Origin of the sequence: Ralstonia soli, from assembly GCF_023955655.1 — a bacterium.
Classification (GTDB): Bacteria; Pseudomonadota; Gammaproteobacteria; order Burkholderiales; family Burkholderiaceae; genus Ralstonia; species Ralstonia soli.
Map to the genome: position 1 here is coordinate 259278 of NZ_JAMXHT010000007.1, position 24514 is coordinate 283791.

The window sequence follows — 24514 nt, forward strand, 5'->3', positions numbered from 1 at the left end:
CGCCCCTCTGTGGTGGGGACCACGCCCCGCGCACCCGCGCCGCCGCGTGCGTCATAAAAAATTCATTGAACGCCGTGTTCAGGGGGCACCCTGGTGACCGTTTAGGCGGAATGTCCGCTTTTGCGTCCATCGTTGCGTCCAACGCCATGACCTCCTCACCGCTCCCCTTGCCCGCGGGCATTGCGCCCGAGATGCTGCGCACGGTGTTCCAGCCGATCTTCCGTCTATCCACCACCGAGGTGCTCGGCTACGAAGCGCTGCTGCGCGGGCCAGCAGGCTCGGCCATGGAGTCGCCCGCAGCGCTGTTCGCGGCGGCCTCGGATACCGCCGGCACGATCGCGCTGGAGACCACGGCCGCACGCCTGGCCATCGCGCGATTCTCGGCGATGCGTCTGCCGGGCAAGCTGTTCCTGAACTTCAGCGCGCAAGGCGTGCGCCAATTGCTGCAAGACCACGCCCGCCTGCTACACGCGATTGCCGACCACGACCTGCAGCCCTCGCGCATCGTCATCGAATTGACCGAACAGACGCCCATCGACGATCTCGCCAGTTTTGCGCGGGCGCTGTCGGTGGCGCGCGACTTCGGCCTGCAATGCGCGCTGGACGACTTCGGCACCGGCAATGCCAACCTGAACCTGCTGATCGAACTCGCGCCCGACTACATCAAGCTCGACAAGTATTTCCTGCGCGATATCGCCAAGCATCCGGCCAAGCTGGACATCGCGCGCACGTTGCAGCAGACGCTCGAGGGCGGCGCGACCAGCATCATTGCCGAGGGGCTGGAAACCGAAGACGAACTGGGCGTAGTGCGCGACCTGGGCATCCGCTTCGGGCAGGGTTTTTTCCTCGCGCGCCCGCACGACACGCCCGCAAGCGACATGTCGAGCCACGCGGCGCGCGTGCTGCAGTCTTCGCAGATTGCAGTGTTTCCGCAGACCGTGCGCGTGGGCTGGCGCGCCATCACCGCCAGCAAGCTGCTGCGCGTGGCCCCCACCCTGCCCCTGCGTTGCAGCAACGACGACGTGCTGCACCTGTTCAACCGCCACCCCGATCTGCATGCCGTGGCGCTGCTCGATGAAGACACACACCCGCTCGCGCTCATCGCGCGCCGCGCCTTCATCGACCGGTATGCGATGCCGTATCACCGCGAGCTGTACGGTAAGAAACCGGCACTGGCGTTTGCCAACCGGCAGCCGGTGCTGGTGGAGAAATCCGCATCGCTCGAAGATATGTCGGCGCTGCTGATGAGCGAAGACCAGCGCTACCTCACCGACGGTTTCATCATCACCGAGCATGGCCGCTACCTGGGCCTGGGCACCGGCGAAGAGCTGGTGCGCACCGTCACGGAAATCCGCATCGAGGCCGCACGCTACGCCAACCCGCTCACGTTCCTGCCGGGCAACATTCCGTTGAACCTGCACATTGAACGTTTGCTGGAAGCGCCCGCGGCGTTCTACGCCTGCTACGTGGACCTGAACCACTTCAAGCCCTTCAACGACCAGTACGGCTACTGGCAGGGCGACGAGATGCTGAAGATGGCCGCCGCGGTACTCGCCAACGCCTGCGAGCCCACGCGCGATTTTCTCGGCCACGTGGGCGGCGACGATTTCCTGATCCTGTTCCAGAGCGCCGACTGGCAGGCACGCATCACGCAGGCCATGGCCGCCTTCAACACCAACGCGCTCGCCATGTACACACCGGCTGACCGCACGGCCGGCGGCATCCATGCCGAAGACCGCAAGGGGCTGCCGGCGTTCTTCCGTTTCGTGACCATGGCGGTGGGCGCGCTCCACGTGCACCCGGGCGCCGCGCACAACAGCGACGACATCGGCACTGCCGCCGCGCTCGCCAAGCGGCGCGCCAAGCAAAGCGACAACGGCTTCCATCTGGAGACCATGCGCCCCGCCGGGCCCGTATATGCGACCGCTTGATTGGCTGAATCAACCCCGTACGCAAGAACCCATATGCGTGATCTGGAAATCAGCAGCAGCGACGCGCCGGGAATATAAAAATCCGGAACTGAATTGCACGCCACGCACTTGAACTAAACCGAGCTGATTTTCAAAGCGCGGATTTTCTCGGCAGCCTGATAAATCACCCAGCAATAGAATCAATACGCTCGGAAGCATCAGAATGATGCGACCTTGGATTTCCTCATAACCAGCACGCCGGAAAGGTGCGGTTGAAATCTTTGCGGCGGAGTCGGTCTGTCTTACATCCAGGACACGCCGATTTCGCATCCGGAACTTCTGATGTGATGCGCCGGATTCATCGCTGTCCACGTTCACTCCCATGATTCCCGCCGGGTGGCACATGCGCCGCAGAGCGTGCGCTGGCGCCGACATTCGCCCGGTGCAGAAGTGCGACACCCAGCAAAGTTTGCACCTCAACCGCGCGGCAAAACGTCGCAGTAAAAATAACAATAACGGCAATGTACGTGCAGTGTGGGCAACGTCCGGAAAAATTGACGTGTCAGATTTACACGGCCATGTGGCGGCCCGCTCCCACGCAGGCGATTTAAGGCAAGAACGCCTTTCTTATTACGCTTTCGGATTGTCAGCGGAACCCTTACAGTCTCGTCCGCGACTCGCCCTCTCGATGTAGTCGAGACCCCGACAACAAACACGACGGTACGAAGCAACAGGGTTTTTTGGCGCGTCTTCACTCCTGATCACTTTCCGGTTTTTGGGGCTTTTTTCAAACTCGGGTGCGCCCGGGATTGGCGAAGCTTTGCCCAAATTCAGGCAGGTGATGCGGAATTAATACGGCGGCAGCCCCCGCCACCGACCCATTTGCTTAGGAAGTCCCGTTCATGCGTATCCGTTCTCTTTCCCTGGGCCTTATCGCCGGTGCCACGCTTGCACTTCTTTCGGCGCCCAGCCACGCCAACTGCGTTGCCAATCCGCCCACGCAGTCCAACACCACCTTTCCGGCCAGCCTGACCGGCAAGCTCGCGTACCACAGCTACGTGAGCTACGGCGACGGCACGAGCCAGATCTTCATCTACGACTTTGCGGCCCGCACGCTTACGCAGGTGTCGAAGAGCACTTGGGGCATCCAGGACCCGATGAACGCGGTGTTCAGCCCCGACGGCAAGTGGATCGCCTTCATGGGCATCACCAACAACGCATGGAACGTGTTCTTCTGGCAGGTCGGCTCCAGCAACATGCCGATCAACCTGACCAACAGCACCGGCCAGACCCGCAATGAAGACCCGAAGTTCAGCGCCGACGGCAAGTCGCTGCTGTTCAAGCAGAACGGTGACGTGATGCAGGCCGCCCTGTCGTACACAAGCTCGGGTCCGGTGTTCACCTCGCTCGCGAACCTGACACGCACCGCGCCGAGCTTGGAAGACTCGATGCCCTTCCCCACGCCGGACGGTACAGCCATGTACTACGCCCAGGGCACCGGTTCGGGCATGGGCCTGTACAAACAGACCATGGGCAGCACCACCAGGGTGGCCTTCGACGCGCCGGCCGGCCTCGCTACGTACTACCCGATCGTACGTGCGGACGGCACCGTGTTCTACGCCCGCTGGCTCGATGCCACCAGCCAGGCCGACCAGATCTACACCAAGGTCAACCCGAGCGATGCGCCCAACCAGCTCTCGCTCAACGACTGCAACAGCAACAACTCCGACCCGTCGCCCGTGAACGGCACCAACTACGTGTTCTTCTCGTCGACCAGCGCCGGCGGCTACCAGCTCTACCTGGGCGATGCGAGCACCGGCCAACGCTGGAGCCTGTCGCAGTTCGGCGTGAACTCGGATACCACCAAGGCCAAGCTTGGCTCGAACTACTACGCAGGCGGCCCCGCCACCGCTGCACCGTCCGTCACGCTGCTCTCGCAGGGCAAGCCGGCCAGCGCGTCGTCCAGCTACAGCGCCAGCCTCGGCCCGGCGTATGCGTTTGACGGCAACACCACCAACACCCGCTGGGATTCCATCGAAGGTTTCGCCGGCACGCAGTGGCTGATGGTGGACCTGGGCTCGACCCGCACCATCACCGGCGTCGACCTCTACTGGGACGCAGGCGCCAAGGTGTACTACATCCAAACGTCGAACGACGGCGTGAACTGGACGAACATTTACTCGACCTCGAGCGGTGTTTCGTGGGGCCACACGTCGCTGGCCAACCTGAAGGGCAGCGGCCGCTATGTGCGCATGTACGGCACGCAGCGCGCCACGCAGTGGGGTTACTCGCTGGACGAGATGCAGGTGTGGGGCTACTGATCGCTTGATCGATCGGCAAGGCAACACCCGCCTCATTTGACATGACAACGCCCCGGCGGCTTCGGCCATCGGGGCGTTTGTCTTTGGCGCGCTACGCGCAGCCTCAGCCCGCCTGGAATTCTCCAGGAGCCCAGGCAAACGGCTTGGCAATACGGTTCCACGTGTTCATCTGCGCGACAACCAGCGAGAGGTTGGCCAGTTCCTGCTTGTTGAAGTGGCGCAGCATCTCGTTGATCAGGTCATCGCCGATGGTGTGCTCGGCCAGCAGCGTGATGGCATCGGCCCAGCGCAGTGCGGCACGCTCACGCTCGGTGTAGAAGGGCGTCTCTTCCCACACGGGCAGCGAGTACAGGCGCATGGGCGTCTCGCCGGCGTGGACACCTTCCTTGTAATGGCGGTCCAGGCAATACGCACAGCCGTTGAGTTGCGAAATGCGATAGCGCAGCAGCTCGAGCAGGCGCATCTCAAAACCGCAATGGTTGACGTACGACTCCACTGCCAGCACAGCTTCGACCAAGCCGGGCGGCAGTTCTGCAAAGGAAATGCGTTCGTTCATCTGAGGGCTCCGTGAGAAAAACCGGGGCCATGGTAGGCAGCGTCCGGTCTTCACGGACTGCGCACACCGCGTATAGCCAGGATCACGCGGGCAGAATGCGGCGCAACGCATTCGCCACACTGGGGGCTACCCTTACATTGTCAAACGCTGAACAATCCGCCGGGGCGCGAGCCGGCACGATGGCGGCTGGCCTGACCCTTCCGCAACATCGGCAACAAGGAACTGCATGGCGAAGATCTGCATCGTGGGGGCCGGCTCGATCGGCTGCTATCTGGGTGGCCGCCTGCTGGCCGCAGGTGCCAACGTAACGTTCGTCGGCCGCGCACGCATCGGCAACGAATTGCGCACGCACGGCCTTACGTTAACGGACTACCGCAACGGCCGCTGGCAAGTGCGCGCCGCCGACGTGCGCTACGTCACCGACCCCCATGCCGCTGCCGATGCCGACCTCGTGATGGTGACGGTCAAATCCGCCGCGACGCAGTCCGTGGCCGACGAGCTGAAACCCGTGCTGCGCCCCGGCGCCACCGTCATCAGCTTCCAGAACGGGCTGAGCAATGCCGACGTGCTGCGGGCGGCCTTGCCGCAGCAAGCGGTATTGGCCGGCATGGTGCCCTTCAACGTGATGCAGCCGGGGCCGGGGGCCTTTCATCAGGGCACGGGCGGTGAACTGGAGGTCGCCGCATCGCCCGTGTTGCAACCGTTTCTCGATGATTTCCAACGGGCCGGGCTACCGCTCATGGAACGCACCGACATGACCGCGGTGCAATGGGCCAAGCTGCTGCTCAACCTCAACAACGCCATCAATGCACTGGCCAACCGGCCGCTGAAAGAAGAGCTGTCGCAGCGCGCGTATCGGCGCTGCCTGGCACTGGCGCAAACCGAGGCGCTGCGGCTGTTGGCGCGTGCAGGCATCCAGCCCGCCAAGCTGACGCCGGTGCCACCCGCGTGGATCCCACGCCTGCTGGCCACGCCCGATGCAGTGTTTGCGCGACTGGGCGGCAAGATGCTCGCCATCGACCCGTTGGCGCGGTCTTCCATGTCCGACGATCTGGCCGCCGGACGCGCAACGGAAGTCGACTGGATCAACGGCGAGGTCGTCCGATTGGCAGAACGCCTGGGGCAACGCGCGCCAGTGAATGCGCAACTGTGTGCGCTGGTGCATGCCGCCGAAAGCGCCACCGCACGCCCGAACTGGTCGGGCGGCAATCTGCTGACGGCCTTGCGCACAGCGGCCTAGTCGGCGCCGGCTTCGCTGGCTTCCAGCAACAAGGCCATGTCCTGAATTTCGATGTGGCCGTAGCGCAGGCGGATCGCCCCGAGTTTGACGAGCGCCTGCAACTCCTTGCTGAGCGTCTGCCGGCTGATGCCCAGCATCATGGACAGCGCGTCCTGCGAGGTGGAAATGTTCGCGCGCCCTTGCGCTGCTTGCGACATATCGCCGTGCGCGAGCGCTGCAATGCGCCGTGCCACGCGCGCCCGCGTGCCTTGCAAGGCTGCACCGGCCAGCGAGCCGTAGGCCAACCGCAAGCGCGCCGCCACGAGCCGCGCAATCGCACCGGCAAACGCGGCATCGCGCATCAACGCCTCAAAGCGCTCCACGCTCACGCCCAGCACTTCGGCATCTTCCAGCGCGATCGCGCAATGGCCGCGCGGCTGCTGGTCCAACGTGGATACGCCACCAAACCAGTTGCCCGGTTCGACCAGCGCGAGGATCGCCTCGTCACCCTCAGCGTTGAAGATCGACAGCTTGAGGACACCGCTCGCCACACCAAAGAAGGCGAGCGAGCCCGCATCCATTGGATCGCCCTGCCGAAAGAGGAACGCCCCCGCAGCAACGGACACAGGCACAGCGGCCTGGAGCAGCGCATCGGCCGCGTGCGGCGGGAGGCTCTGGAACCACGGGTTGGTGTTGAACGCCGACATGGTTACCCGCGCTTGCCGGCTTTCGCCCAGTACGCGAACGGTGTTTCGTGGCACTCATAGTCGAGTTCGGACACACGCGCATGCAGGCGTTCCTGCACATCCTGCACGGCGAGGTTGTAGACCACGGGGCCGATCTCCTCCAGAAAGAAGCCCAGTAGCGCACCGGCCTGGATGTTGCCGATGCGCTCTTCCATGTGCTCGGTGAAATAGCGCTGGAGGGATTGGACGGCCTGTTCGCGGATGTCGCGGTCGAGTTCGATGGGCATGTGCGGCACTTGCAGAGGCAGAGGAAGCCGCCAGCTTACTGCCCGCGGCCTTACGTATCCAGCGCCTTGCATGCCAGTCGGCGTGGTCTATCGTGGAAGCGGTTGCACGCGCCATCGGCAACGGTGGCGTTGCGCGTCAGGTGTCACTTTGGGAGCCCACATGCCCATCGAGCTGAACCACACCATCGTCTGGTGCCGCGACAAGCAGACATCCACCCGCTTTCTGCGCGACATCCTCGACCTGCCCGAGCCGATCCCGTTCGGCCAGATGCTGGTCGTGCCGCTGTCGAACGGCGTGTCGCTCGATTTCTTCGACAGTGACGAACCGATCGCCGCGCAGCACTACGCGTTCCTCATCAGCGACACGGAGTTCGACCGCGCATTCGCACGCGTGCAGGCAAAAGGTTTGACGTACTGGGCGGACCCCGCCCGGCAACGCCCCGGACAAACGTATACGCATAACGGCGGGCGCGGCTTCTACTTTGAGGATCCGGATGGGCACTTTCTGGAAGTCATGACGCGGCCGTATGACATGGGGCCGTAAGGCCGCATCAAGCCACTGTCCTACGTCCGCACCACCTCATACCGCATCTCCACAAACGTGTCCTTGTACGGCACGGCTGACGTCAGCTTCAGCGCCGGTTGCACGATCCGACGCGGCAGCAGCGGCAAGCCGGTACCCAGCGTGACGGGCATCACCTGCACGATCAGTTCATCCAGCAAACCCGCGTCGAGAAACTGGCCGGCAAGTTCGCCGCCGCCGACAATCCACACGTTGCGGCCGTTGGCTGCCGCGTGCATCTCCCAGTGCACGGGCACCACGTCGCCCCGTACAAAACGAATGTCTGCACCCTCCACCACCGGCAGCGTGCGCGAGGTGAAGACCCACGCAGGTTGTGTGTAAGGCCACGGTTGCGCCTGCCCGGTGCCTGGCTTGACCAACTCGCGCAGCAGCCACGCGTAGGTGGAGGCGCCCATCGCCAGTGCGCCTACGTCGCCAATGAAGGCGTCGTAGCTCGTGCCCTCGAGCGAGCCGAACTGCATCAGCCAGTCAAGCGAATGATCGGTCGTGGCAATGAACCCGTCGAGGCTGGCGGCGGCGTAGTACTGCGTCTTCGGCATGGCATTCGCTCTCATTGGTGTTGAGGGCAAGATCCTACGCCGCGCGGATTGCCAACGCCTTGCGCACCTGCGTTGTGCTGTTAGGCCACCATCGCACCGATGTCCGCGCCACTGTTGGAATAACCACCCGGCTTCGCGTCCTCACACAGACCGTCGATCACCGGCGACGGCAGCGCTCTTGGTAGAGGCGCCGTGCGGGGCTACTAGGTGGCATCAGGAGTCGTCGACATGAACGCGCGCGGCGGTCAACGCAATCGCTACATTCTAGAGCCGTCGCACGCCGTGTTCAGGTGCGGGGTGTCGGGGGATTGGGGCCGAGGTCGTCGACAGCGTGTCCGCCGGTTAACTGCAACGCCGCTTCGGCGGCATCCACCTGGGCGGGCTCGGCGTCGACCGTCAGCAGGAAGCGGCCGCCGATCACGACGTTCTGGAACTTGCGCTCGTAGGTTTCGGCGTTTTCGCCATCGGGCTGGTGGTCGCCGCAGAGAAAGTTGCCGCACACGGCCCCTGCCTCGTCGGCCTGATGCGACAGCGCCACTCGCTCCAGCGTGAGGCCGGTATTGAGCACGGCCTGGCGGGCCGCCTCAGCGGCGGCGTGATCGGTGAAGATGCGGACGATGGTCGGCATGTGGGTTCTCCTGGCTGGGTGAACCCAAATCTGACGCATCGGCCGTGCCCGGCCACGCGTCTGGCGGGCGCCTCAGAACAACGCCATCTGCCGCATCCCGAACCCGATCGCCTCTTCCACCCGCAGGCGCGCGTGCGTGAGCGACCCTTCGATGCCCGAGAGCGTGCCGGCCAGCCAGCGATACAGGAGCGGCGCCTCGCCGCGCGGGCTCAGGTGGATTTCACCGAGCTTCTTGCCACGCTTGTCGCGGTAATAGTGGGAGCGGTAGCCGCGTTCCCAATGCGTGATCGGACCGCGCCATCGGCGCGAGCGGCGGAGTTTGGTGGGGGACGTTTCAGTTGGCGATGCAGACGCCGGTTCCTCCCAGCCGAAAGCGGGTTTGGCGAACAGCGGCAAACCATCCAGATCGGGGTAGAAATCCATCGTCGTATGCTCAGCTAGCCGCGCCGCCGCAGGCTTTGCAGACAAATACGGCGCGTAGTCCGCATGATACCTGGGTTTGCGACAGACGGCACGTGCAAATGGCCTAACGGTGCGCACTAGCGCCCATCCGAACAGCGGCGCACGCGCCAGGCGAATTCCGCTTCGGTATGATGGCCGCTCCCGCCTCCTGACACGCGGCATTCGACCGGTACCGAGCATGACGAGCGCCTTTAACACGTTGATGACACCACGCCTGACCTGCGCATTGCTGCTGGCCGTCAGCTGCGCCGCCCCGGCGTACGCGCAGGACAACGCCTTTGCGCCGCTGCTCCGCCATCTGGCGGATCGCCTCGCTACCGCAGATCAGGTGGCCCTGAGCAAATGGGACAGCGGCAAATCGGTGTACGACCCCGAGCGGGAGGCCCAGGTCGTCACCAATGTCTCGGCACAGGCGTCCGTCTACGGCCTGGCGCCGGCCGACGTGGGCAACGTGTTCACCGACCAGATCGAGGCGAACAAGGAAGTGCAGTACGCCCTGCTCAATGACTGGCGGCGCGCCGGCGCTGCGCCCACCGCCCCGCGGCAGAGCCTGCCGGATGTCATCCGGCCGAAGCTCGACGGGCTGCAGACATCCATCCTGCAAGCGCTGCGCGATGCTGCCCCGGCACGCGGGCAGGCGGATTGCCCGGTGCAGGTAGCGAACGCAATCGGCCGTGTCGCGCATGAAAAGTCGCTCGATACGCTGCACCGCATTGCGCTGGATCGGGCGACGGCGCGGCTTTGCCAGACACGCTGAACCCTGCGCTGAGCCCATGAAAAAACGGCGCGGCCCTCATCGGGCGCGCGCCGCAACATACAGGCATCGAGAAACAGGTTCAGCCAGCGTCAGCCCAAATCCACCGGCACGAAGATCTTCGTATCGTCGCGCTGCACCAGCAGGGCGACATGCTTGCCGGCGCGATCCACCAACGTGCGCAGTTCCTGCACCGATGACACCGGCGTGCCGTTGAGCGACAGGATCACGTCCCCCGGCTGGATGCCGACCTTGGCCGCTGGGCCGGCCACGTCCAGTACCACCAAGCCGCCGGGCAGACCGCTCTGGCGCTTTTCTTCCGGCTGCAGCGGACGCACGGCCAGGCCCAGACGGCCCTGGTCGGGCGCGGCCTTTGTACTGGATGCCACCTTCGCATCCTTGGCCGCACCAATGGTGACCGTCAGCGTGGTCGGCTTGCCCTGGCGGATGATCTGCAGCGAAACGGTCGTCCCGGGCTTGATGTCGGCCACTTGCTCGGGCAGGTCACCCGAATGGTCGATGCGCGCACCGCCGATCTGCAGGATCACGTCGCCGGGCTGCAGGCCGGCCTTGGCGGCGGGGCCGTCGGATTCCACCGAGTTGACCAGCGCGCCCTCGGGCTTGGGCAGCTTGAAGGAATCGGCCAGCGACTGGTCGACCTCCTGCACCGCAATGCCCAGGCGGCCGCGCGTGACCTTGCCGGTGGACACGAGCTGCTGCTCCACCTTCATCGCCACGTCGATCGGCACGGCAAACGACAGGCCCTGGTAGCCGCCGGTCTGGCTGTAGATCTGCGAGTTGATGCCGATCACCTCGCCGCGCTGGTTGAACAGCGGGCCACCCGAGTTGCCCGGGTTCACGGCCACGTCGGTCTGGATGAACGGCACGTACGTATCGTCCGGCAGCGAGCGCGACTTGGCGCTCACGATGCCCGCCGTGACAGTGTTCTCAAAGCCATACGGCGAGCCGATCGCCAGCACCGGTTCGCCCACCTTGGTGTTGGCGGGGCTGCCGATCTGCACCACCGGCAGGTTCTTGGCCGAGATGCGCAGCACGGCCACATCGGATTGCTTGTCCACGCCCAGCACCTTGGCCTTGAACTCGCGCCGGTCGGTCAGCTTGACGTTGACCTCCTGCGCACCGTCCACCACGTGGGCGTTGGTGAGGATCAATCCATCGGCCGAGACGATGAAGCCCGAGCCCAGCCCGCGCACGATCTGGTCGCCACGTTGCTGCGGCATCTGCGGCATGAAGCGCTTGAAGAATTCGGAGAACGGATCATCTGGGCTCATGCCCGGCGGCAGGCCCTGCATGCTGGTGCGCTGGGCATGCGCGGTGGTGCTGATATTGACCACCGCCGGGCCGTAGCGCTCGACGATGCCGGAGAAGTCCATTGGCGCGGCCACGGCAACCGGAGCGGCGCCCGGGGCAGGCGCTGTGGTTGCCGTGGCGGTTGCCACGGGAGCGGCCACCGCACGCGAAATCATGTCTTTCTGCAGATAGGCATAGCCGCCCGCAACGGCGACCACGGCGGCCAGGCCAGCCGCGCTACGAGCCAGGGTTTGGCGTGTCATTGTCGTGTCCTCTCATGCTTGCTGCGAGGGCCACGGCTGGCGGGTTGCCTGTCGTGCCCATCGGTTGCAAGCATCGTAGGCACACAGACTTAAACGAGACTTAAGCGGGTCGGCGTCACATGCAAAAAGTGTGTGCAGCCGGTGTGCCGCTCGTGTCGGCTATGCGTCGGCCCTGAACGGGAAGCGCAGCACTACGCGCAGGCCGCCGCCCTCGCGTGCTTCCAGCGCCAGTGTCGCGTCATGCGCCTGCGCAATCTCACGCACGATGGCCAGGCCCAGGCCGCTGCCGCCGGTGGGCGCCTGCGCGGGGCGATAAAAGCGGTCAAGCACGCGCTCGCGTTCCTCGGCGGGGATGCCGGGGCCGTTGTCTTCCACCACAAGCTGCGCGCCGCCATCAGGCGCGTGACCGGTCGACACGTCGACACGCGCCCCACGTGGGCAGTATTTGAGTGCGTTGTCGACGAGGTTGACCAGCAGCACTCGCAGCGCATCGGCATTGCCGTTGACGGACGCCGGTTGCGACTCCATTGCGATCCCCAGGTCGATCCCCTTCTCCACGGCCGCCGGCGACAGCTCGGCAATCACGTCGGCCGCCACGGCATCGAGCGCGACCGGCGCACGCTGCGTGTCGGCCGCGCCCGGCTCCTGACGCGCAAGCGTGAGCAACTGACCGACGAGCCGGATCATGCGCTCCACACCGCGATGCAGATCGGCATGCGCGGCGCGGCGTTCGTCTTCATCCTGCGCGCGGTCGGCCACCTGCAACTGCAGCTTGAGCGCGGCCAGCGGCGTTCGTAGCGCATGCGCAGCATCGGCGACGAACGCACGTTGATGCGCAAGCGCGGTGCCAAGGCGCGCGAGCAGATCGTTCAGCGCGTTGGTCAGCGGGCGAATCTCGTCGGGCAGCCCCTGCGTGGGCAACGGCGACAGCGCCGCCGCATCGCGCGCCTGCACCTGCCTGGCGACCGACCCCAGCGGCGCAAGCCCGCGCCCGACGGCCAGCCACACGATCCACCCGAGCAGCGGCAGCAGGATCAGCAGCGGCGCCACGGTGCGCAGTGCCATGCGCGCGGCCACCTCGTGTCGCGCGCTGTACGGCTGCGCAATCTGCACCACGGCAGGCCCGAAGGCGACGCTGTACACGCGCCATGGCCCCTCCGGCGTCTTCGCATCAGAAAAACCCAGCTCGACCTGGTCCGGCAGATCGGGCCGCGCATGCGAGAGGTAAAGGCTGCGGCCGGTGCCATCCCAGATGCGGATCACCACATCGTCGTCGCGCGCGATGCCGGCCAGCGCCGGCGGCGGCGGGTCGATCCACTGGCTCGGGAGCGCAGCCGCCACCTGCTGCATCTGGTAGTCGAACAGCGCGTTGGCTTCCTGGCGCGCCTGCGCGTAGATCAGGCCGGTGGCAATGACGATGCCCGCCAGCAGGCCGCCGGCCAGCCACCACAGCAGGGTTTTACGAATCGATTGCATGGGCTATTGATGGTCTTCGCCGCCGGCAGGTTCCGCAGGCGATGCGGGCGTCTCTCGTGGAATCACATACCCCACGCCGCGAATGTTCTGGATGAAGTGACTGCCGAGCTTCTTGCGCAACGCGTGGATGTAGACCTCCACGGTATTGCTGCCGACTTCTTCATCCCAGCCATAAAGGTTGTCCTGCAACTGCGCGATCGACCACACCTTGCCCGGCCGTGCGAGCAGCGCATGCAGCACCGCAAACTCGCGTCCCGACAGCTTGACCGGCAGCCCCGCGCGCAGCACCTCGCGCGTGACGGGGTTGAGCAGCACCTCGCCGTGGCGCATCAGTGGATCGGCGCGGCCGCCTTGCCGACGCAGCAAGGCATGCATGCGCGCAGCCAGTTCCTGCAGGTCGAACGGTTTGACGAGGTAGTCATCCGCACCGGCATTGAGACCAGCCACGCGGTCGGCCACCGCATCGCGCGCGGTCAGGATCAGGATGGGAATGGCGATGCCGCGCTGGCGCACTTCACGCACCACCTCCAGCCCGTCGCGCTTGGGCAGACCGAGGTCGAGCAGCATGAGGTCGAACATGGTGGTGCCGGGTTCGGCACTGCTCGCGCTAGGCGCCGTGACCGCCTGCACGGCGGCCTCGCCATCGCGCACCCAATCGATGGCAAAGCCGTCGTGGCGCAAGCCCTTGCGCACGCTGTCGCCGATCATGTCGTCGTCTTCTACGAGGAGCACCCGCATGACAAAGAAGAAAAGGAGCCGGGGAAAGGCCCATTGTAGAACTGCCGCCCACCGCACTGGCGGTTGCGCATGGCCCGGCTTGCCTTTATCGTGACGCGATCCCCCATTGGAACCCGCGCGCAATGAGCGCCCAGCACGCACCCTCCCAGACGCCTGCCGAACCGCCGACCGACTTGCGCGAGCGCATCCGCGCGGCACGCCCGACGCTGTCTCCGGCCGAGCGCCAGGTGGCCGATTGGGTGCTGCGCCAGCCCGGTACCGTGCTGAGCCTGCCGGTGGCGGCCATCGCACGCGAAGCCGGCGTCAGCCAGCCGACGGTGATCCGGTTCTGCCGATCGATGGGCTGCCATGGCCTGTCGGATTTCAAGTTGCGGCTGGCACAGGGCAACGTGGTACCGGAAGCGGTGCGTGGTGCCAGCGCGACTCGTGTGGCAACACCGTCCGGCACGCGCGTGCTGCAGAACACCATCGACGCGCTCACAGCGCTGCAAGATCGCTTCGACCCGCTCACGCTCGATGCGGCTGTCGCACTGGTGGACGCGGCGCACCGCATCGACCTGTACGGCTTCGGCAGCTCCGGCGTAGTGGCGGCCGACGCGCAGATGAAGTTCTTCCGCTACGGTATTCCCGCGAATGCGTACAGCGACCCGTACCTCGTGTCGATGTCGTTGAATGTGTTGCAGGCGGGGGACGTGGTAATCGCCATTTCCAAATCGGGCGAGCTGCCCGAACTCCAGACGGCGGTGGAACGCGTGCGCGAACTCGGCGTGCACGTGATTGCCGTGACGGCGCCCGGCAGCCCGCTGGCCGCACTTGCCGACGTGGTGTTGCCTGCCGGCGTGGACGATGCCGTGGCCGACCGCTCGATGGTGGCGCGACTGCTGCATCTGGCATTGCTCGATGCGCTGGTGCTGGAGGTGGCGCTGCGCAAGGGCAGCACCACCCTGCCGAACCATCAGTTGCCCGAATAGACCGGGCTGCGCTCGATCAGCACATACACGCGGCTGTCTGCCCACATGGCTGGCAGCAGTTCATTGATCGCCACCGACGTGCTGTCACCGCGGGGCGTGAAATTCCATGCAGCGATGCGCGTGCCGCTGCGAAATGCCACGGTCTCGCCCGATGTCACGCGCACCACGCTCTGGCCGCGCAGCTCGATCGTGCGGCCCGCCGCCTTGGCATCGGCCGGTGTGCCGAACAAGTGAGCATAGGCGCCTTGTGCAGTCGCTTCCTGCACCGTCATCTGGGTCACAGCCTGCGCCGGAACCGCGACAAGAAGGCCCGCGAGCGAAACAGCCGCAGGTACGACGTAGGAAGAAAAGAAGGTCATCGCAGACTCCGTCTTGGGTAAAGAACGGAATCAGCGTAAGCGGCAGCCTCCAACGAGAACGTGGCGCACAGATGACAAATCCATCATCCATGCCACCACGGCCTCAATGCCCCTGCGCCACCGCGTGGTCCATGGCCGCACACAGCCCGATCAGCCCGGGGTACGGCGAGTGGATGACATACACCGGCATCGCCGCCACATAGGCCGAGAAACGGCCCTTGTCTTCAAAGCGCCGCCGGAAAGGTGAATTCGCAAATGCCGGCCCCAGGCGCGGCACGATGCCGCCACCGATGTACACCCCACCGCGCGCACCGAGTGTGACTGCCAGGTTGGCCGCGATGGTGCCCAGGAACGCGCAGAACATATCGACGGCATAGCGGCAACGCGCGTGGTCTCCGGCGGTGTCCTCCATCTCGCCGAGGGCGATGGCGGTGATGTCGGCGGCGCGACGCAAGGTGGGGCCCTGCTGCCAGAGTTCGAAGCATGCACCCAGCGCCTCGTAGATCAACTCCAGCCCCATGCCCGAGATCAACCGCTCGCCCGACACGTGGCCGAAGCGTTCATGCGCATAGCGCCAGATGACGACCTCCTCGTCATTCATCGGCGGAAAAGCCACATGGCCACCCTCACCTGCCACGGCGATGAACCGGCCATCCGGCGTCGGCAGCAATGACGCCACGCCCAGGCCGGTTCCGGCGCCCAGCAGCGCGCGCGGCGCATCCGCCAGGCTCGCCCCGCCGCCTACCTGCTCCAGTTCTTCCGCCGGCAGATACGGCAGCGCATGCGCCAGCGCGGCAAAGTCATTGAGCACGACGAAGGTGTCGAACCCCATCGCCCGCCGCATCGCCTCAGTGGAGAACGCCCAGTCGCGGTTGGTCATGCGAATCTCGTCGCCCAGCACAGGGTTGGCGATGCCGATGGCTGCGTGCCGTACATCGGCAGCCGCAATCTCGGGCGGCAGCGACGCGAGATACGCGCGCATGGCCATTTCGAGCGAGGGGTAGTCATCGCCGGCCAGCACGCCGATGTGGGCCAGGCGCATGGGCGCCATCTCGAGCGCAAAGCGCACGTTGGTGCCACCCACGTCGGCCACCAGGCGCGGGTAGGCCTGCGTGTGGGCCAATCGGTCGGCCGCGGTGCCCGCGCTCACCTCATGCAGTCCAATAGACATCGAGCGGCACCTCCCGCTGATGGATGACATAACTCACCGGTAGCGTGCGCTGTGCCACGCCTTGCGCGGCCTCGTCGAACACACCGCGTTTGACCGGCCCCGTGATGGAGAGGAACAAGCGCCGCGCGGCGCACAGCGCCGACAGGTTCAGGCTGATACGCCGATGCGGCGCCACGCCCGGGCGCACCGGCAGATACGCGGGCGCGTGCGTGCGATCGATGCCCTCGTCCAGCTCCGGCGCGTCGGGAAACAACGAAGCCGTATGCCCATCGTCGCCCATGCCGAGAATCGCGACGTCGGGTTGTTGAAACGGATCGTTGGCAGTTGCCACGCACGCATCCACATCGACCGATCCGCCATGTACATGCGGCGGCAGCACCAGCGGAAAGAACCGCGCCGCTGCCGCCGCATCCTGCAGCAGGTGTTCGCGCACGAGGCGGGCGTTGCTGTCAGGATGCTCCGGTGGCACGGCACGTTCGTCGACCAGCGTGATCGACACGTCGGACCAGCGCACCGGCAGCACACGCAGCGCGGCAAACAGCGCGATGGGCGAGCGCCCGCCCGACACGGCGAGGCATACACTGCCCTGCTCGTTGATCACGTGCGTGAGCGTGCTCGCGATGGACTCGGCCAGGGCCTGAACCTGCGCCGTTGCGTCGGGAACTGCGTGCCAGCGCACCGGGCTCATTTCACATCTCCTCGTGCCAGGCCGCGTCGTCGCGCGAGAGCAGCGCGCTCGATGCCGCCGGGCCCCAGCTGCCCGCCGTATAGCCCTTGGGCGGCATGCGGACTTCGTTCCATGCCTCGATGATGGGCTCGACCCAGCGCCAGGCTTCCGCCTGTTCATCGCGACGCACGAACAATCCCAGCTTGCCGTTGACGGCGTCCATCAGCAGGCGTTCATACGCGCCGGCGTGGCGCACGCCGCCGTGGTCGCTGAAATCCAGGTCCAGCGTGGAAGGCTGCAAACCCAGCGCCGCACCCGGCGTCTTGGTCAGGAACTGCAGGCGGATGCTTTCTTCCGGCTGCAGGCGGATAACCAGACGATTTTCCGGAAACTGAATGAGCGGCTTGGGAAACAGCGCGTGCGGCACATCATGAAAACGCACGACGATCTCCGCCAGCCGTTGCGGCATGCGCTTGCCGGTGCGCAAGTAGAACGGCACGCCGGCCCAGCGCCAGTTGGCAATCTCGGCCTTGATGGCGACAAACGTTTCGGTGCGGCTGTCCGGCGGAATGCCCTGCTCGTGCAGATAGCCCTGCACCGGTTGCCCGGCGATGGCGCCTTCCAGGTACTGGCCGCGCACGGTCTTCTCAGGCACTTCTTGCAGCGGGATCGGCTTGAGCGCCTTGAGGATCTTCAGCTTCTCATCGCGGATGGCGTCTTGCGAGAGGCTCGACGGCGGCTCCATGGCAACGATACACAGCAGCTGCAGCAGGTGGTTCTGCACCATGTCGCGCAGCGCGCCGACGCCGTCGTAGAAATCACCACGCTTTTCTACGCCGAGCTGCTCGGCGATGGTGATCTGCACGTCCTTGATCCACTCACGACGCCACAGCGGCTCGAACAACGCGTTGCCGAAGCGGATCGCCATCAGGTTCTGCACCGACTCCTTCCCGAGGTAGTGGTCGATACGGTAGATCTGGTCTTCGGCAAAGTACTCGGCCACGGCGGAGTTGATGCGCTCGTTGGAGGCCAAGTCAGTGCCGAGCGGCTTTTCCAGCACGAGGCGCACGTTGGGGGTGTTCAGCCCAACGCGGGCCAACTGCGCGCAGATATCGATGAAGAAACCCGGCGCGGTGGCGAGGTAGCACACCGTGACGGGCGCGCGGTCCTCGCCCAGCGCAGCGGCCAGCCCGTCGAATTGCTCGGGTTTGCGGGCATCGACCTGCTGGTAGACGATGCGCTCGGCAAACGAGGCCCAGGCGTCGTCGGAGACAGGCGCGCCGGAGTACAGGCGCATGGTCGGGCGCGTTTCGCGCTCCAGCAGGGCCAGGTAGCCCGCAGTCTCCAGCGGCTGGGTGCCGATGGCGAAGATCCGCCCGCGCGGGTGCAGTTCGCCGCCCTGATGCGCATCGAACAAGGCCGGGATCAGCTTGCGGCGGGCAAGATCGCCCGTACCGCCGAACAACACCATGTCGAATGCGGGCACCGACATCGTCATCTCCTGTGTGTGAGCCATCGATTAGGCTAGCCTAGTCGACTAGCAAGACACCACGTGTTTTAAGCGCATTTTGTAGTATTACTACACGCCGAGCAAGACGTTCGTGAAACTGCCCAAGCAAGCGTTTCCAGCCCGTATTCTGGCGCTTTCCTAGACTACTGGCGCGCTTTCTGGCACGCAATTCGCGTGCGCGGCGGCGACAACTCGGTGGGACCCGCTCGATACCTGTGGAAAACCCTGTCCCACGATCGCTCCGTTTGTAGGAAAATTACAGGATTCGTCCCACCCGGACCGCCCCCCCACTTCCAGGAGAACCCGCATGGCCCTGCACAGCGTACTGGCCGACGTTACCCAGCGCATCATCGACCGCAGCCGCGGCCCCCGTCAGGCCTATCTGGACGTTACCCGCAAGAACGCCGGCCGCAAGGTCGAACGCACGCTGCTGTCCTGCACGAACCTGGCCCACGGTTTTGCGGCCATGCCCGGGGAAGCGAAGATCCGCCTGAAGGCGCTGGAGCGGCCGAACATCGGCATCGTGTCGGCGTACAACGACATGCTGTCGGCCCACCAGCCGCTGGAGGTGTTTCCGGCATGGCTCAAGCAGGCGGCGCTGGAAGCCGGCGGCACTGCCCAGTTTGCCGGCGGCGTGCCGGCCATGTGCGATGGCGTGACGCAGGGGCAGGACGGCATGGAGCTGTCGCTGTTCTCGCGCGACACGATCGCGCTGTCCACCGCCGTGGCGCTGTCGCACCAGATGTTCGATGCGGCGCTGTACCTGGGTGTGTGCGACAAGATCGTGCCGGGGCTGGTGATCGGCGCGCTGTCGTTCGGCCACCTGCCCGCCGTGTTCGTGCCGGCCGGCCCGATGACCACCGGCATCAGCAACGACGAGAAGGCCCGCACGCGCCAGCTCTACGCCGAGGGCAAGCTCTCGCGCGCCGACCTGCTGGAAGCGGAATCCAAGTCGTACCACGGCCCGGGCACCTGCACGTTCTACGGCACCGCCAACTCCAACCAGATGCTGATGGAGATCATGGGCCTGCACCTGCCGGGCACCGCCTTCATCAACCCGGGCACGCCGCTGCGCGAAGCGCTCACGCGGGAATCGGCGCGCCAGGCCCTCAAGCTCGTTTTCAGCGGCGATCAGTACACCCCGATCGCCGACGTGCTGGACGAGCGCGCCTTCGTCAACGGCATCGTCGGCCTGCTGGCCACGGGGGGCTCGACCAACCATACGCTGCACTTGATCGCCATGGCACGCGCCGCCGGCATCCTGCTCACGTGGGACGACTTCAATGACCTGTCGGGCGTGATTCCACTGCTGGCGCGCGTGTACCCGAACGGCAAGGCCGATGTGAATGAATTCCAGGCGGCGGGGGGGTTGTCGATTGTGATCCGCGAGTTGCTCGATGCCGGGCTGCTGCACGACGACGTGACGACGATCATGGGCAAGGGCCTGCGCCGCCATGCACAGGAACCCTTCCTGGAAGGCACAGAGGGTAACCAGCGACTGGTGTGGCGCGACGGCGCAGCCGCCTCGCTCGACACCAATATCGTGCGCGGCGTGGCCGAGCCGTTCTCGCCCGACGGCGGCCTGCGCGTGCTGGACGGCAACATCGGGCGCTCGGTCATCAAGGTATCGGCGGTCAAGTCGGAGCATCGTTTTGTGGAGGCACCGGCGCGTGTGTTCATGGCGCAGGACGATCTGATCCACGCGTTCAAGGCCGGTGAACTGGAGCGCGACTTTGTGGCTGTGCTGCCGTATCAGGGCCCGGCGGCCAACGGCATGCCCGAGCTGCACAAGCTCACGCCCACGCTGTCGGTGCTGCAGGAGCGCGGCTTCAAGGTCGCGCTGGTGACGGACGGCCGCATGTCGGGTGCATCGGGCAAGGTGCCGGCTGCCATCCACATCACGCCGGAAGCGCTCAACGGCGGGCCGCTGGCGCGCGTGCGCGATGGCGACATCGTCGTGCTGGATGCGGAGGCGGGCACACTGCAAGTGCGCGTGCCGGAGGCGGAGTGGAATGCCCGCCAGGTCAGCACACCGGATCTGGCGCACTACCACGCAGGCGTTGGGCGGGACTTGTTCTCGGGCTTCCGCCGCAATGTGTCAGCGGCGGAAGAAGGCGCCTGCACGCTGTTTGTGTCGGCAGGCGCATAAGCTGACGGCAATGCGTGCCGGCCCGACGCCAGGGCCGGCCGCGGTGACACGATTACAACGTCGACTTGTCGATCGCGATGCCCAGTTCGCCTGCCATCTGTTCGACCAGCGCCTGAAGCCGGGCCACCTGGTCGGCCAGTCGCTTCTGCTCGGCTTTCAGCGCTTCGAATTCGGACGGCGCGATGGTGTCGTCGGCGGCGCCGCTCTGCGGCATGTCTGCCGCTGCAACTTCACCGCACAGCAAGTGCATCCAGCGGCTTTCACGTTCCCCCGGCATGCGCGGCAACTTCACGACATAGGGTGGATCTTTTTCGGCCAGCTCTTCCAGAAACGCTTCAACGGACGAGATATCGGCAAAGGCATGGAACCGCGCGGCGTTCAGGCGCAGTTCAGCGGCCGTCTGCGGGCCGCGCAGCAATAGCACGGTGAGCAACGCGATGGATTGGCTCGGCACGCCAAGCACGCGGTTCATGTTGTGCTCGAAACGCGGCACACGGCTGCTGCTGCCCTCCATGACCAGACTCAGCGATTTCAGCCCGTCGATGGCGGTGAGGATCTCGGCTTCGGTCACGCTCATCACCGGCGCGCGTGCAGTCTTCTGATTGCAGCCGGCAGCCAGCGCGTTGAGCGTGAGCGGATAGGTGTCAGGTACCGTGTGCTGCTTTTCGACCAGGACGCCGAGCACGCGCCCTTCAAGCGCGGTCAGGGTACGGATGGCGCGACGCTGCGGGGCGTCTGGATTGACGTTCATGGTGGGAGGGCGGCGGATACGTTGGTTCTGGGGCGGACCGGACCGCAAGCCTGTGCGGTCCGGCGTTGGATCCAACATGATATCCGGCGCGCAGGTGGGCGCCTCCGCCTGCGCGACGTCCGTCGCGCTCAGCCCTTGGCCTGCCCGCGCACCAGCAACACCGGCGTGGTGGCTTGGCGGATGAACTTCTCCGCCACGCTGCCGAGCATGGCGTGCGCCAGGCCGCGGCGGCCGTGCGTGCCGATCACCACGACATCGGCGCCGCTTTCCACGGCTTCGCGTTGCAGGGCGCTCGCTACGTCTTCACCCACACCTGTGGTTTCCACCAGCGTGGTTTCGTTTGCCAAGCCCGCCGAGGTGAGCGTGGCGGCGGTGTCGGCCAGCAACGCCGTGCCCGCCTCGATGAATGACTTGCGCAGTTCGGTGGGGTCGTAATAGCCGACGTCGAACAGCATCGCCGGGCTGTCGACGATATACACGGCGCGCACGGTGCTCTGGAAGTCCTTGGCCAGCCGCACGGCCTCGGCCAGTGCCAGTTTGCTGGTGTCGCTACCGTCAACAGCGACCAGGATTTTCTTGTACATGATTCGGCCTCGCAGGAGAGTGGTTGTCGGAATTGGTGCTGGGGCAGCATCTTGACTGCTCACAGACTATTCTGTGACAACCTCGGCCCCTTTGCGTTGCGCCAGATCAGACGGTCGTGACCAAGTGACACAACCATGCACCGCCTGCCGCCCGCCCCCACGCCTGAATTGACGGCCGCGTATCGCAGCGCGCGATACCGCGTGAGCGCGCCGCAGGGCGATGTGCTGTTGCGCGTCGATGCGGTCAACCCGTGCGTGGCCGCGTTGCTCGCGCAGGCCGATGCACCGTGGGCCGTGTTCGTGACGGCGTGCCAGCCGTTCTCGCGACCGGTTTCTGCCGACGAGAATGCCGCACGGCAGACCGAGTTGCTTGCCTGGGCCATCGCACGCGGCATGCCCTGGCTCGCAGGCGAAGGCGGGCCGCCGGAAGACGCCCCCACCCCCGCGTGGACGCCCGAGCCCAGCCTGCTCCTCTTCATCGATGACCCGGCCATTGCCGACACGCTGATGCTCACGTTCGAGCAGAACGCGGTAGTGCTGTGTGACGCGCATGGATTTTGTACCTTGCGTTGGCACCCGTATCTGCCAGACTGATTTGGCACAGGGGCACTTGGCGAGTGGCACTTTGCAGCACCATAAGTGGCGCTCCCGATTCTTAAGTGCTGAAGCAGAATCATCAGCAGCAGGAGGTTCGTATGGAACTGCACATGCAATCGCATCATTGGGAGCGCCGCATGCCCGACTGGCTCGCGGCCAGCGTGGCGGGTCTCGTGGGCGGCGCACTGGTCATCGTGCTGGAGTTCTTCTGGTCGACCATGGTGCTCAATGAAAGCCCGTGGCGGCCGACGCACAAGATCGCGGCCATGGTGATGGGCCGAGGCGCGCTCGAAGAGATGTCGCTGTTCAGCTTCAGCATCGTTGGCACGGCACTTGTGCTGCACTTCGTGCTGGGTGCCCTCATGGGGATGATTCTCGCGGCCATCATCGCGCCGTTCCACTTTGATTCGAGCCCGGGCATGCTCGCGGCCATCGGGCTGGCATTCGGGATCGTGGCGTACGTGGTCAACTTCTATGGCATGACGGCGGTGTACCCGTGGTTTGCGTCCGAGCGCGGCTCAGGGCCGCTGCTGGCGAATCTGCTCTTCGGGGTGGTGACCGCGGTGGTGTACGGCATGCTGGAGCGGCCCACGCGGGAACCGCTGCGCTGACGCATCCCAGCCTCCACTTTTTTTCCTGCGGCGCCGCAAGCGAAACGGCGCCAGCAGGGGGCGGCCGCTGCCGGTACCCATGCCGGCGGCGGCCGTTTTGCATTGCGGCGCAGCACACAGATGCCGGACCGGCGCGATCCGTATGCGGGGTGCGCCTCGTCCTTACGTTGCCTTGCACGATCCGGGTGCGCGACCTAGCCTAGCTTTAGCGTGTTGAGGAAGCATCCTCTGCGGAGGCGCCATGGCCCTTGCGATTGCGCTCGTCCTGATCGTCGTGCTGGCGGTGGGGTTCCACTTTGCCAGTCCGTGGTGGATCACCCCAATCGCCTCCAACTGGGTGCGCATGGACGACACGCTGACGATCACCATCGTCATCACCGGCGTGCTGTTTGTCGCCATCAATCTCTTCGTCGTTGCCGCGCTGCTGCGCTATCGCCATCGCGATGGCCAGCCTGGCCAGCGTGCCGCCTACGAGCCTCATAACAAGCGCCTGGAATGGTGGCTGATCGGCATCACCACCGTGGGTGTGGCGGCGCTGCTGGCGCCAGGCCTGTTCGTCTATGCCGACTACGTGCGCCCGCCGGCGGGCGCGCTGCAGATGGAGGTGCTCGGCCAGCAGTGGCAATGGCGCTTCCGCTTTGCCGGCCCCGGCGGCAAGCTCGGCACGACCGACGTGCGCTACATGACCAACGACAACCCGTTCGGCATGAACCCCGCCGACCCGAATGGACGCGACAACTACCTGATCGAGACGCCCGAGTTGCACCTGCCGCTGAACCGCCCGATCCAGGTGCTGGCACGCTCGCGCGATGTGCTGCACGACTTCTATGTGCCGCCGTTCCGCGCACGCATGAATATGGTGCCGGGCATGATCACCACGTTCTGGTTCACGCCCACCAAGGCGGGCCGCTACGACATCCTGTGCGCGCAGCTCTGCGGCGTCGGCCACGCCAACATGCGCGGCGTGGTGGTGGTGGAAGACGAGGCATCGTTCGCGCGCTGGCTCGCACAGCAAACCACTTTTGAGCGGAGCCAGAAAGCGAAGGTGCAGGCAACTCCCGCCGCAGCGGGTGGAAGCGCCCAAGCCCTGGCGGATCAAGGCAAGGCGCTGGCGCAAGCCAAAGGCTGCGTGGCCTGCCATAGCGTGGACGGCAACCCCGGTGTCGGCCCCACATGGAAGGGCCTCTACGGTAAGACCGAAACCATGGCCGACGGCAGCACCGCACATGTCGACGAGGCCTACCTGCGCGCGTTCATCCGCGATCCGAAGGCGCGCGTGGTGAAGGGCTTCGCGCCGATCATGCCGAACTTTGACCTGAGCGAGCAGGAGCTGTCGGCGCTGGTGGCGTACATCAAGGCGCAGGGTGGTACGTCGGCGGCAATCACAGCGAAACCGTAGCGAGGAGGAACG

Annotated in this window: 26 protein-coding genes; 10 read left to right on the plus strand and 16 right to left on the minus strand. The window is 65.5% G+C overall.

Annotation, left to right across the window (positions count from 1 at the left end; translation table 11 throughout):
* Positions 1–146 precede the first annotated feature (146 nt).
* The gene (locus NG900_RS19730) at positions 147–1931 is read left to right on the plus strand and encodes a phosphodiesterase (protein WP_252683057.1); all 1785 of its coding nucleotides are present in this window, start codon (positions 147–149) and stop codon (positions 1929–1931) included.
* A gap of 9 nt (positions 1932–1940) precedes the next feature.
* Here the strand turns inward: NG900_RS19730 and NG900_RS19735 are convergent, their stop codons facing one another.
* Complete coding sequence (locus NG900_RS19735; protein WP_252683058.1) at positions 1941–2282, minus strand: hypothetical protein; 342 nt, start codon at positions 2280–2282, stop codon at positions 1941–1943.
* A gap of 530 nt (positions 2283–2812) precedes the next feature.
* Here NG900_RS19735 and NG900_RS19740 point away from each other — a divergent pair.
* Positions 2813–4231: a discoidin domain-containing protein gene (locus NG900_RS19740; protein WP_252683059.1), complete on the plus strand. Its 1419-nt coding sequence runs from the start codon at positions 2813–2815 to the stop codon at positions 4229–4231.
* 103 nt (positions 4232–4334) lie between these two features.
* Here NG900_RS19740 and NG900_RS19745 read toward each other — a convergent pair whose 3' ends face one another.
* A complete protein-coding gene (locus tag NG900_RS19745) occupies positions 4335–4787 on the minus strand; it encodes a carboxymuconolactone decarboxylase family protein (RefSeq protein WP_252683060.1) in 453 nt (150 codons plus the stop codon).
* A gap of 226 nt (positions 4788–5013) precedes the next feature.
* On the opposite strand from NG900_RS19745, the gene NG900_RS19750 reads away from it, so the two are divergent.
* Positions 5014–6027: a 2-dehydropantoate 2-reductase gene (locus NG900_RS19750; protein ID WP_252683061.1), complete on the plus strand. Its 1014-nt coding sequence runs from the start codon at positions 5014–5016 to the stop codon at positions 6025–6027.
* Here NG900_RS19750 and NG900_RS19755 read toward each other — a convergent pair.
* Both NG900_RS19755 and NG900_RS19760 read right to left on the minus strand, forming a co-directional pair.
* Entirely contained in the window at positions 6024–6713 is a 690-nt protein-coding gene (locus tag NG900_RS19755; RefSeq protein WP_252683062.1) for a Crp/Fnr family transcriptional regulator, read from the minus strand. The genes NG900_RS19750 and NG900_RS19755 overlap by 4 nt on opposite strands.
* Before the next feature lie 2 nt (positions 6714–6715).
* The gene (locus NG900_RS19760) at positions 6716–6979 is read right to left on the minus strand and encodes a DUF2164 domain-containing protein (protein WP_252683063.1); all 264 of its coding nucleotides are present in this window, start codon (positions 6977–6979) and stop codon (positions 6716–6718) included.
* A gap of 160 nt (positions 6980–7139) precedes the next feature.
* On the opposite strand from NG900_RS19760, the gene NG900_RS19765 reads away from it, so the two are divergent.
* Positions 7140–7523 (plus strand): VOC family protein, encoded by a 384-nt coding sequence (locus tag NG900_RS19765; RefSeq protein WP_252683064.1) that lies wholly within the window; start codon positions 7140–7142, stop codon positions 7521–7523.
* 20 nt (positions 7524–7543) lie between these two features.
* Here the strand turns inward: NG900_RS19765 and NG900_RS19770 are convergent, their stop codons facing one another.
* From NG900_RS19770 to NG900_RS19780, 3 genes are all read right to left on the minus strand, one after another.
* The gene (locus tag NG900_RS19770) at positions 7544–8101 is read right to left on the minus strand and encodes a dihydrofolate reductase family protein (protein ID WP_252683065.1); all 558 of its coding nucleotides are present in this window, start codon (positions 8099–8101) and stop codon (positions 7544–7546) included.
* Between the two features lie 286 nt (positions 8102–8387).
* Positions 8388–8729 carry a hypothetical protein gene (locus NG900_RS19775; RefSeq protein WP_252683066.1) on the minus strand — a complete coding sequence of 114 codons (342 nt, stop codon included), beginning with the start codon at positions 8727–8729 and terminating at the stop codon, positions 8388–8390.
* 72 nt (positions 8730–8801) lie between these two features.
* The gene (locus NG900_RS19780) at positions 8802–9152 is read right to left on the minus strand and encodes a hypothetical protein (RefSeq protein ID WP_252683067.1); all 351 of its coding nucleotides are present in this window, start codon (positions 9150–9152) and stop codon (positions 8802–8804) included.
* Between the two features lie 217 nt (positions 9153–9369).
* Between NG900_RS19780 and NG900_RS19785 the strand changes: the two genes are divergently transcribed.
* Entirely contained in the window at positions 9370–9948 is a 579-nt protein-coding gene (locus NG900_RS19785) for a chorismate mutase (RefSeq protein ID WP_420804172.1), read from the plus strand.
* A gap of 89 nt (positions 9949–10037) precedes the next feature.
* On the opposite strand, the gene NG900_RS19790 is transcribed toward NG900_RS19785, so the two are convergent.
* The 3 genes from NG900_RS19790 to NG900_RS19800 form a co-directional block, all read right to left on the minus strand.
* A complete protein-coding gene (locus tag NG900_RS19790) occupies positions 10038–11519 on the minus strand; it encodes a DegQ family serine endoprotease (protein ID WP_252683068.1) in 1482 nt (493 codons plus the stop codon).
* Between the two features lie 159 nt (positions 11520–11678).
* The gene (locus tag NG900_RS19795) at positions 11679–12995 is read right to left on the minus strand and encodes an ATP-binding protein (RefSeq protein WP_252683069.1); all 1317 of its coding nucleotides are present in this window, start codon (positions 12993–12995) and stop codon (positions 11679–11681) included.
* Positions 12996–12998: 3 nt separating this feature from the next.
* Positions 12999–13733: a response regulator transcription factor gene (locus NG900_RS19800; RefSeq protein WP_252683070.1), complete on the minus strand. Its 735-nt coding sequence runs from the start codon at positions 13731–13733 to the stop codon at positions 12999–13001.
* 122 nt (positions 13734–13855) lie between these two features.
* On the opposite strand from NG900_RS19800, the gene NG900_RS19805 reads away from it, so the two are divergent.
* Positions 13856–14704, plus strand: a complete 849-nt coding sequence (locus tag NG900_RS19805; protein WP_252683071.1) for a MurR/RpiR family transcriptional regulator — start codon at positions 13856–13858, stop codon at positions 14702–14704.
* Here the strand turns inward: NG900_RS19805 and NG900_RS19810 are convergent.
* The 4 genes from NG900_RS19810 to zwf form a co-directional block, all read right to left on the minus strand.
* Positions 14689–15063: a CzcE family metal-binding protein gene (locus tag NG900_RS19810; protein WP_252683072.1), complete on the minus strand. Its 375-nt coding sequence runs from the start codon at positions 15061–15063 to the stop codon at positions 14689–14691. The two genes, NG900_RS19805 and NG900_RS19810, sit on opposite strands and share 16 nt — an antisense overlap.
* Before the next feature lie 103 nt (positions 15064–15166).
* Positions 15167–16234 carry a glucokinase gene (locus NG900_RS19815; RefSeq protein WP_252683073.1) on the minus strand — a complete coding sequence of 356 codons (1068 nt, stop codon included), beginning with the start codon at positions 16232–16234 and terminating at the stop codon, positions 15167–15169.
* Positions 16215–16922 carry a 6-phosphogluconolactonase gene (gene pgl / locus NG900_RS19820; protein ID WP_252683074.1) on the minus strand — a complete coding sequence of 236 codons (708 nt, stop codon included), beginning with the start codon at positions 16920–16922 and terminating at the stop codon, positions 16215–16217. Before pgl ends, NG900_RS19815 begins: the two co-directional genes overlap by 20 nt.
* Position 16923: 1 nt before the next feature.
* Positions 16924–18393 (minus strand): glucose-6-phosphate dehydrogenase, encoded by a 1470-nt coding sequence (zwf, locus tag NG900_RS19825; protein ID WP_252683075.1) that lies wholly within the window; start codon positions 18391–18393, stop codon positions 16924–16926.
* Positions 18394–18718: 325 nt separating this feature from the next.
* Between zwf and edd the strand changes: the two genes are divergently transcribed.
* Complete coding sequence (edd, locus tag NG900_RS19830) at positions 18719–20560, plus strand: phosphogluconate dehydratase (protein WP_252683076.1); 1842 nt, start codon at positions 18719–18721, stop codon at positions 20558–20560.
* A gap of 52 nt (positions 20561–20612) precedes the next feature.
* Here the strand turns inward: edd and NG900_RS19835 are convergent, their stop codons facing one another.
* Both NG900_RS19835 and NG900_RS19840 read right to left on the minus strand, forming a co-directional pair.
* Positions 20613–21311, minus strand: a complete 699-nt coding sequence (locus tag NG900_RS19835; protein WP_252683077.1) for a YceH family protein — start codon at positions 21309–21311, stop codon at positions 20613–20615.
* A 128-nt stretch (positions 21312–21439) separates the two neighbouring features.
* The gene (locus NG900_RS19840; RefSeq protein ID WP_252683078.1) at positions 21440–21895 is read right to left on the minus strand and encodes a universal stress protein; all 456 of its coding nucleotides are present in this window, start codon (positions 21893–21895) and stop codon (positions 21440–21442) included.
* Positions 21896–22030: 135 nt separating this feature from the next.
* Here NG900_RS19840 and NG900_RS19845 point away from each other — a divergent pair, with 135 nt between their 5' ends.
* The 3 genes from NG900_RS19845 to NG900_RS19855 all read left to right on the plus strand — a co-directional run bounded on the left by NG900_RS19845 (position 22031) and on the right by NG900_RS19855 (position 24502).
* Positions 22031–22489: a DUF3293 domain-containing protein gene (locus tag NG900_RS19845; protein ID WP_252683079.1), complete on the plus strand. Its 459-nt coding sequence runs from the start codon at positions 22031–22033 to the stop codon at positions 22487–22489.
* A gap of 101 nt (positions 22490–22590) precedes the next feature.
* Positions 22591–23103: a hypothetical protein gene (locus tag NG900_RS19850; protein WP_252683080.1), complete on the plus strand. Its 513-nt coding sequence runs from the start codon at positions 22591–22593 to the stop codon at positions 23101–23103.
* A gap of 241 nt (positions 23104–23344) precedes the next feature.
* A complete protein-coding gene (locus NG900_RS19855) occupies positions 23345–24502 on the plus strand; it encodes a c-type cytochrome (RefSeq protein WP_252683081.1) in 1158 nt (385 codons plus the stop codon).
* The last annotated feature ends 12 nt before the right edge of the window (positions 24503–24514 follow it).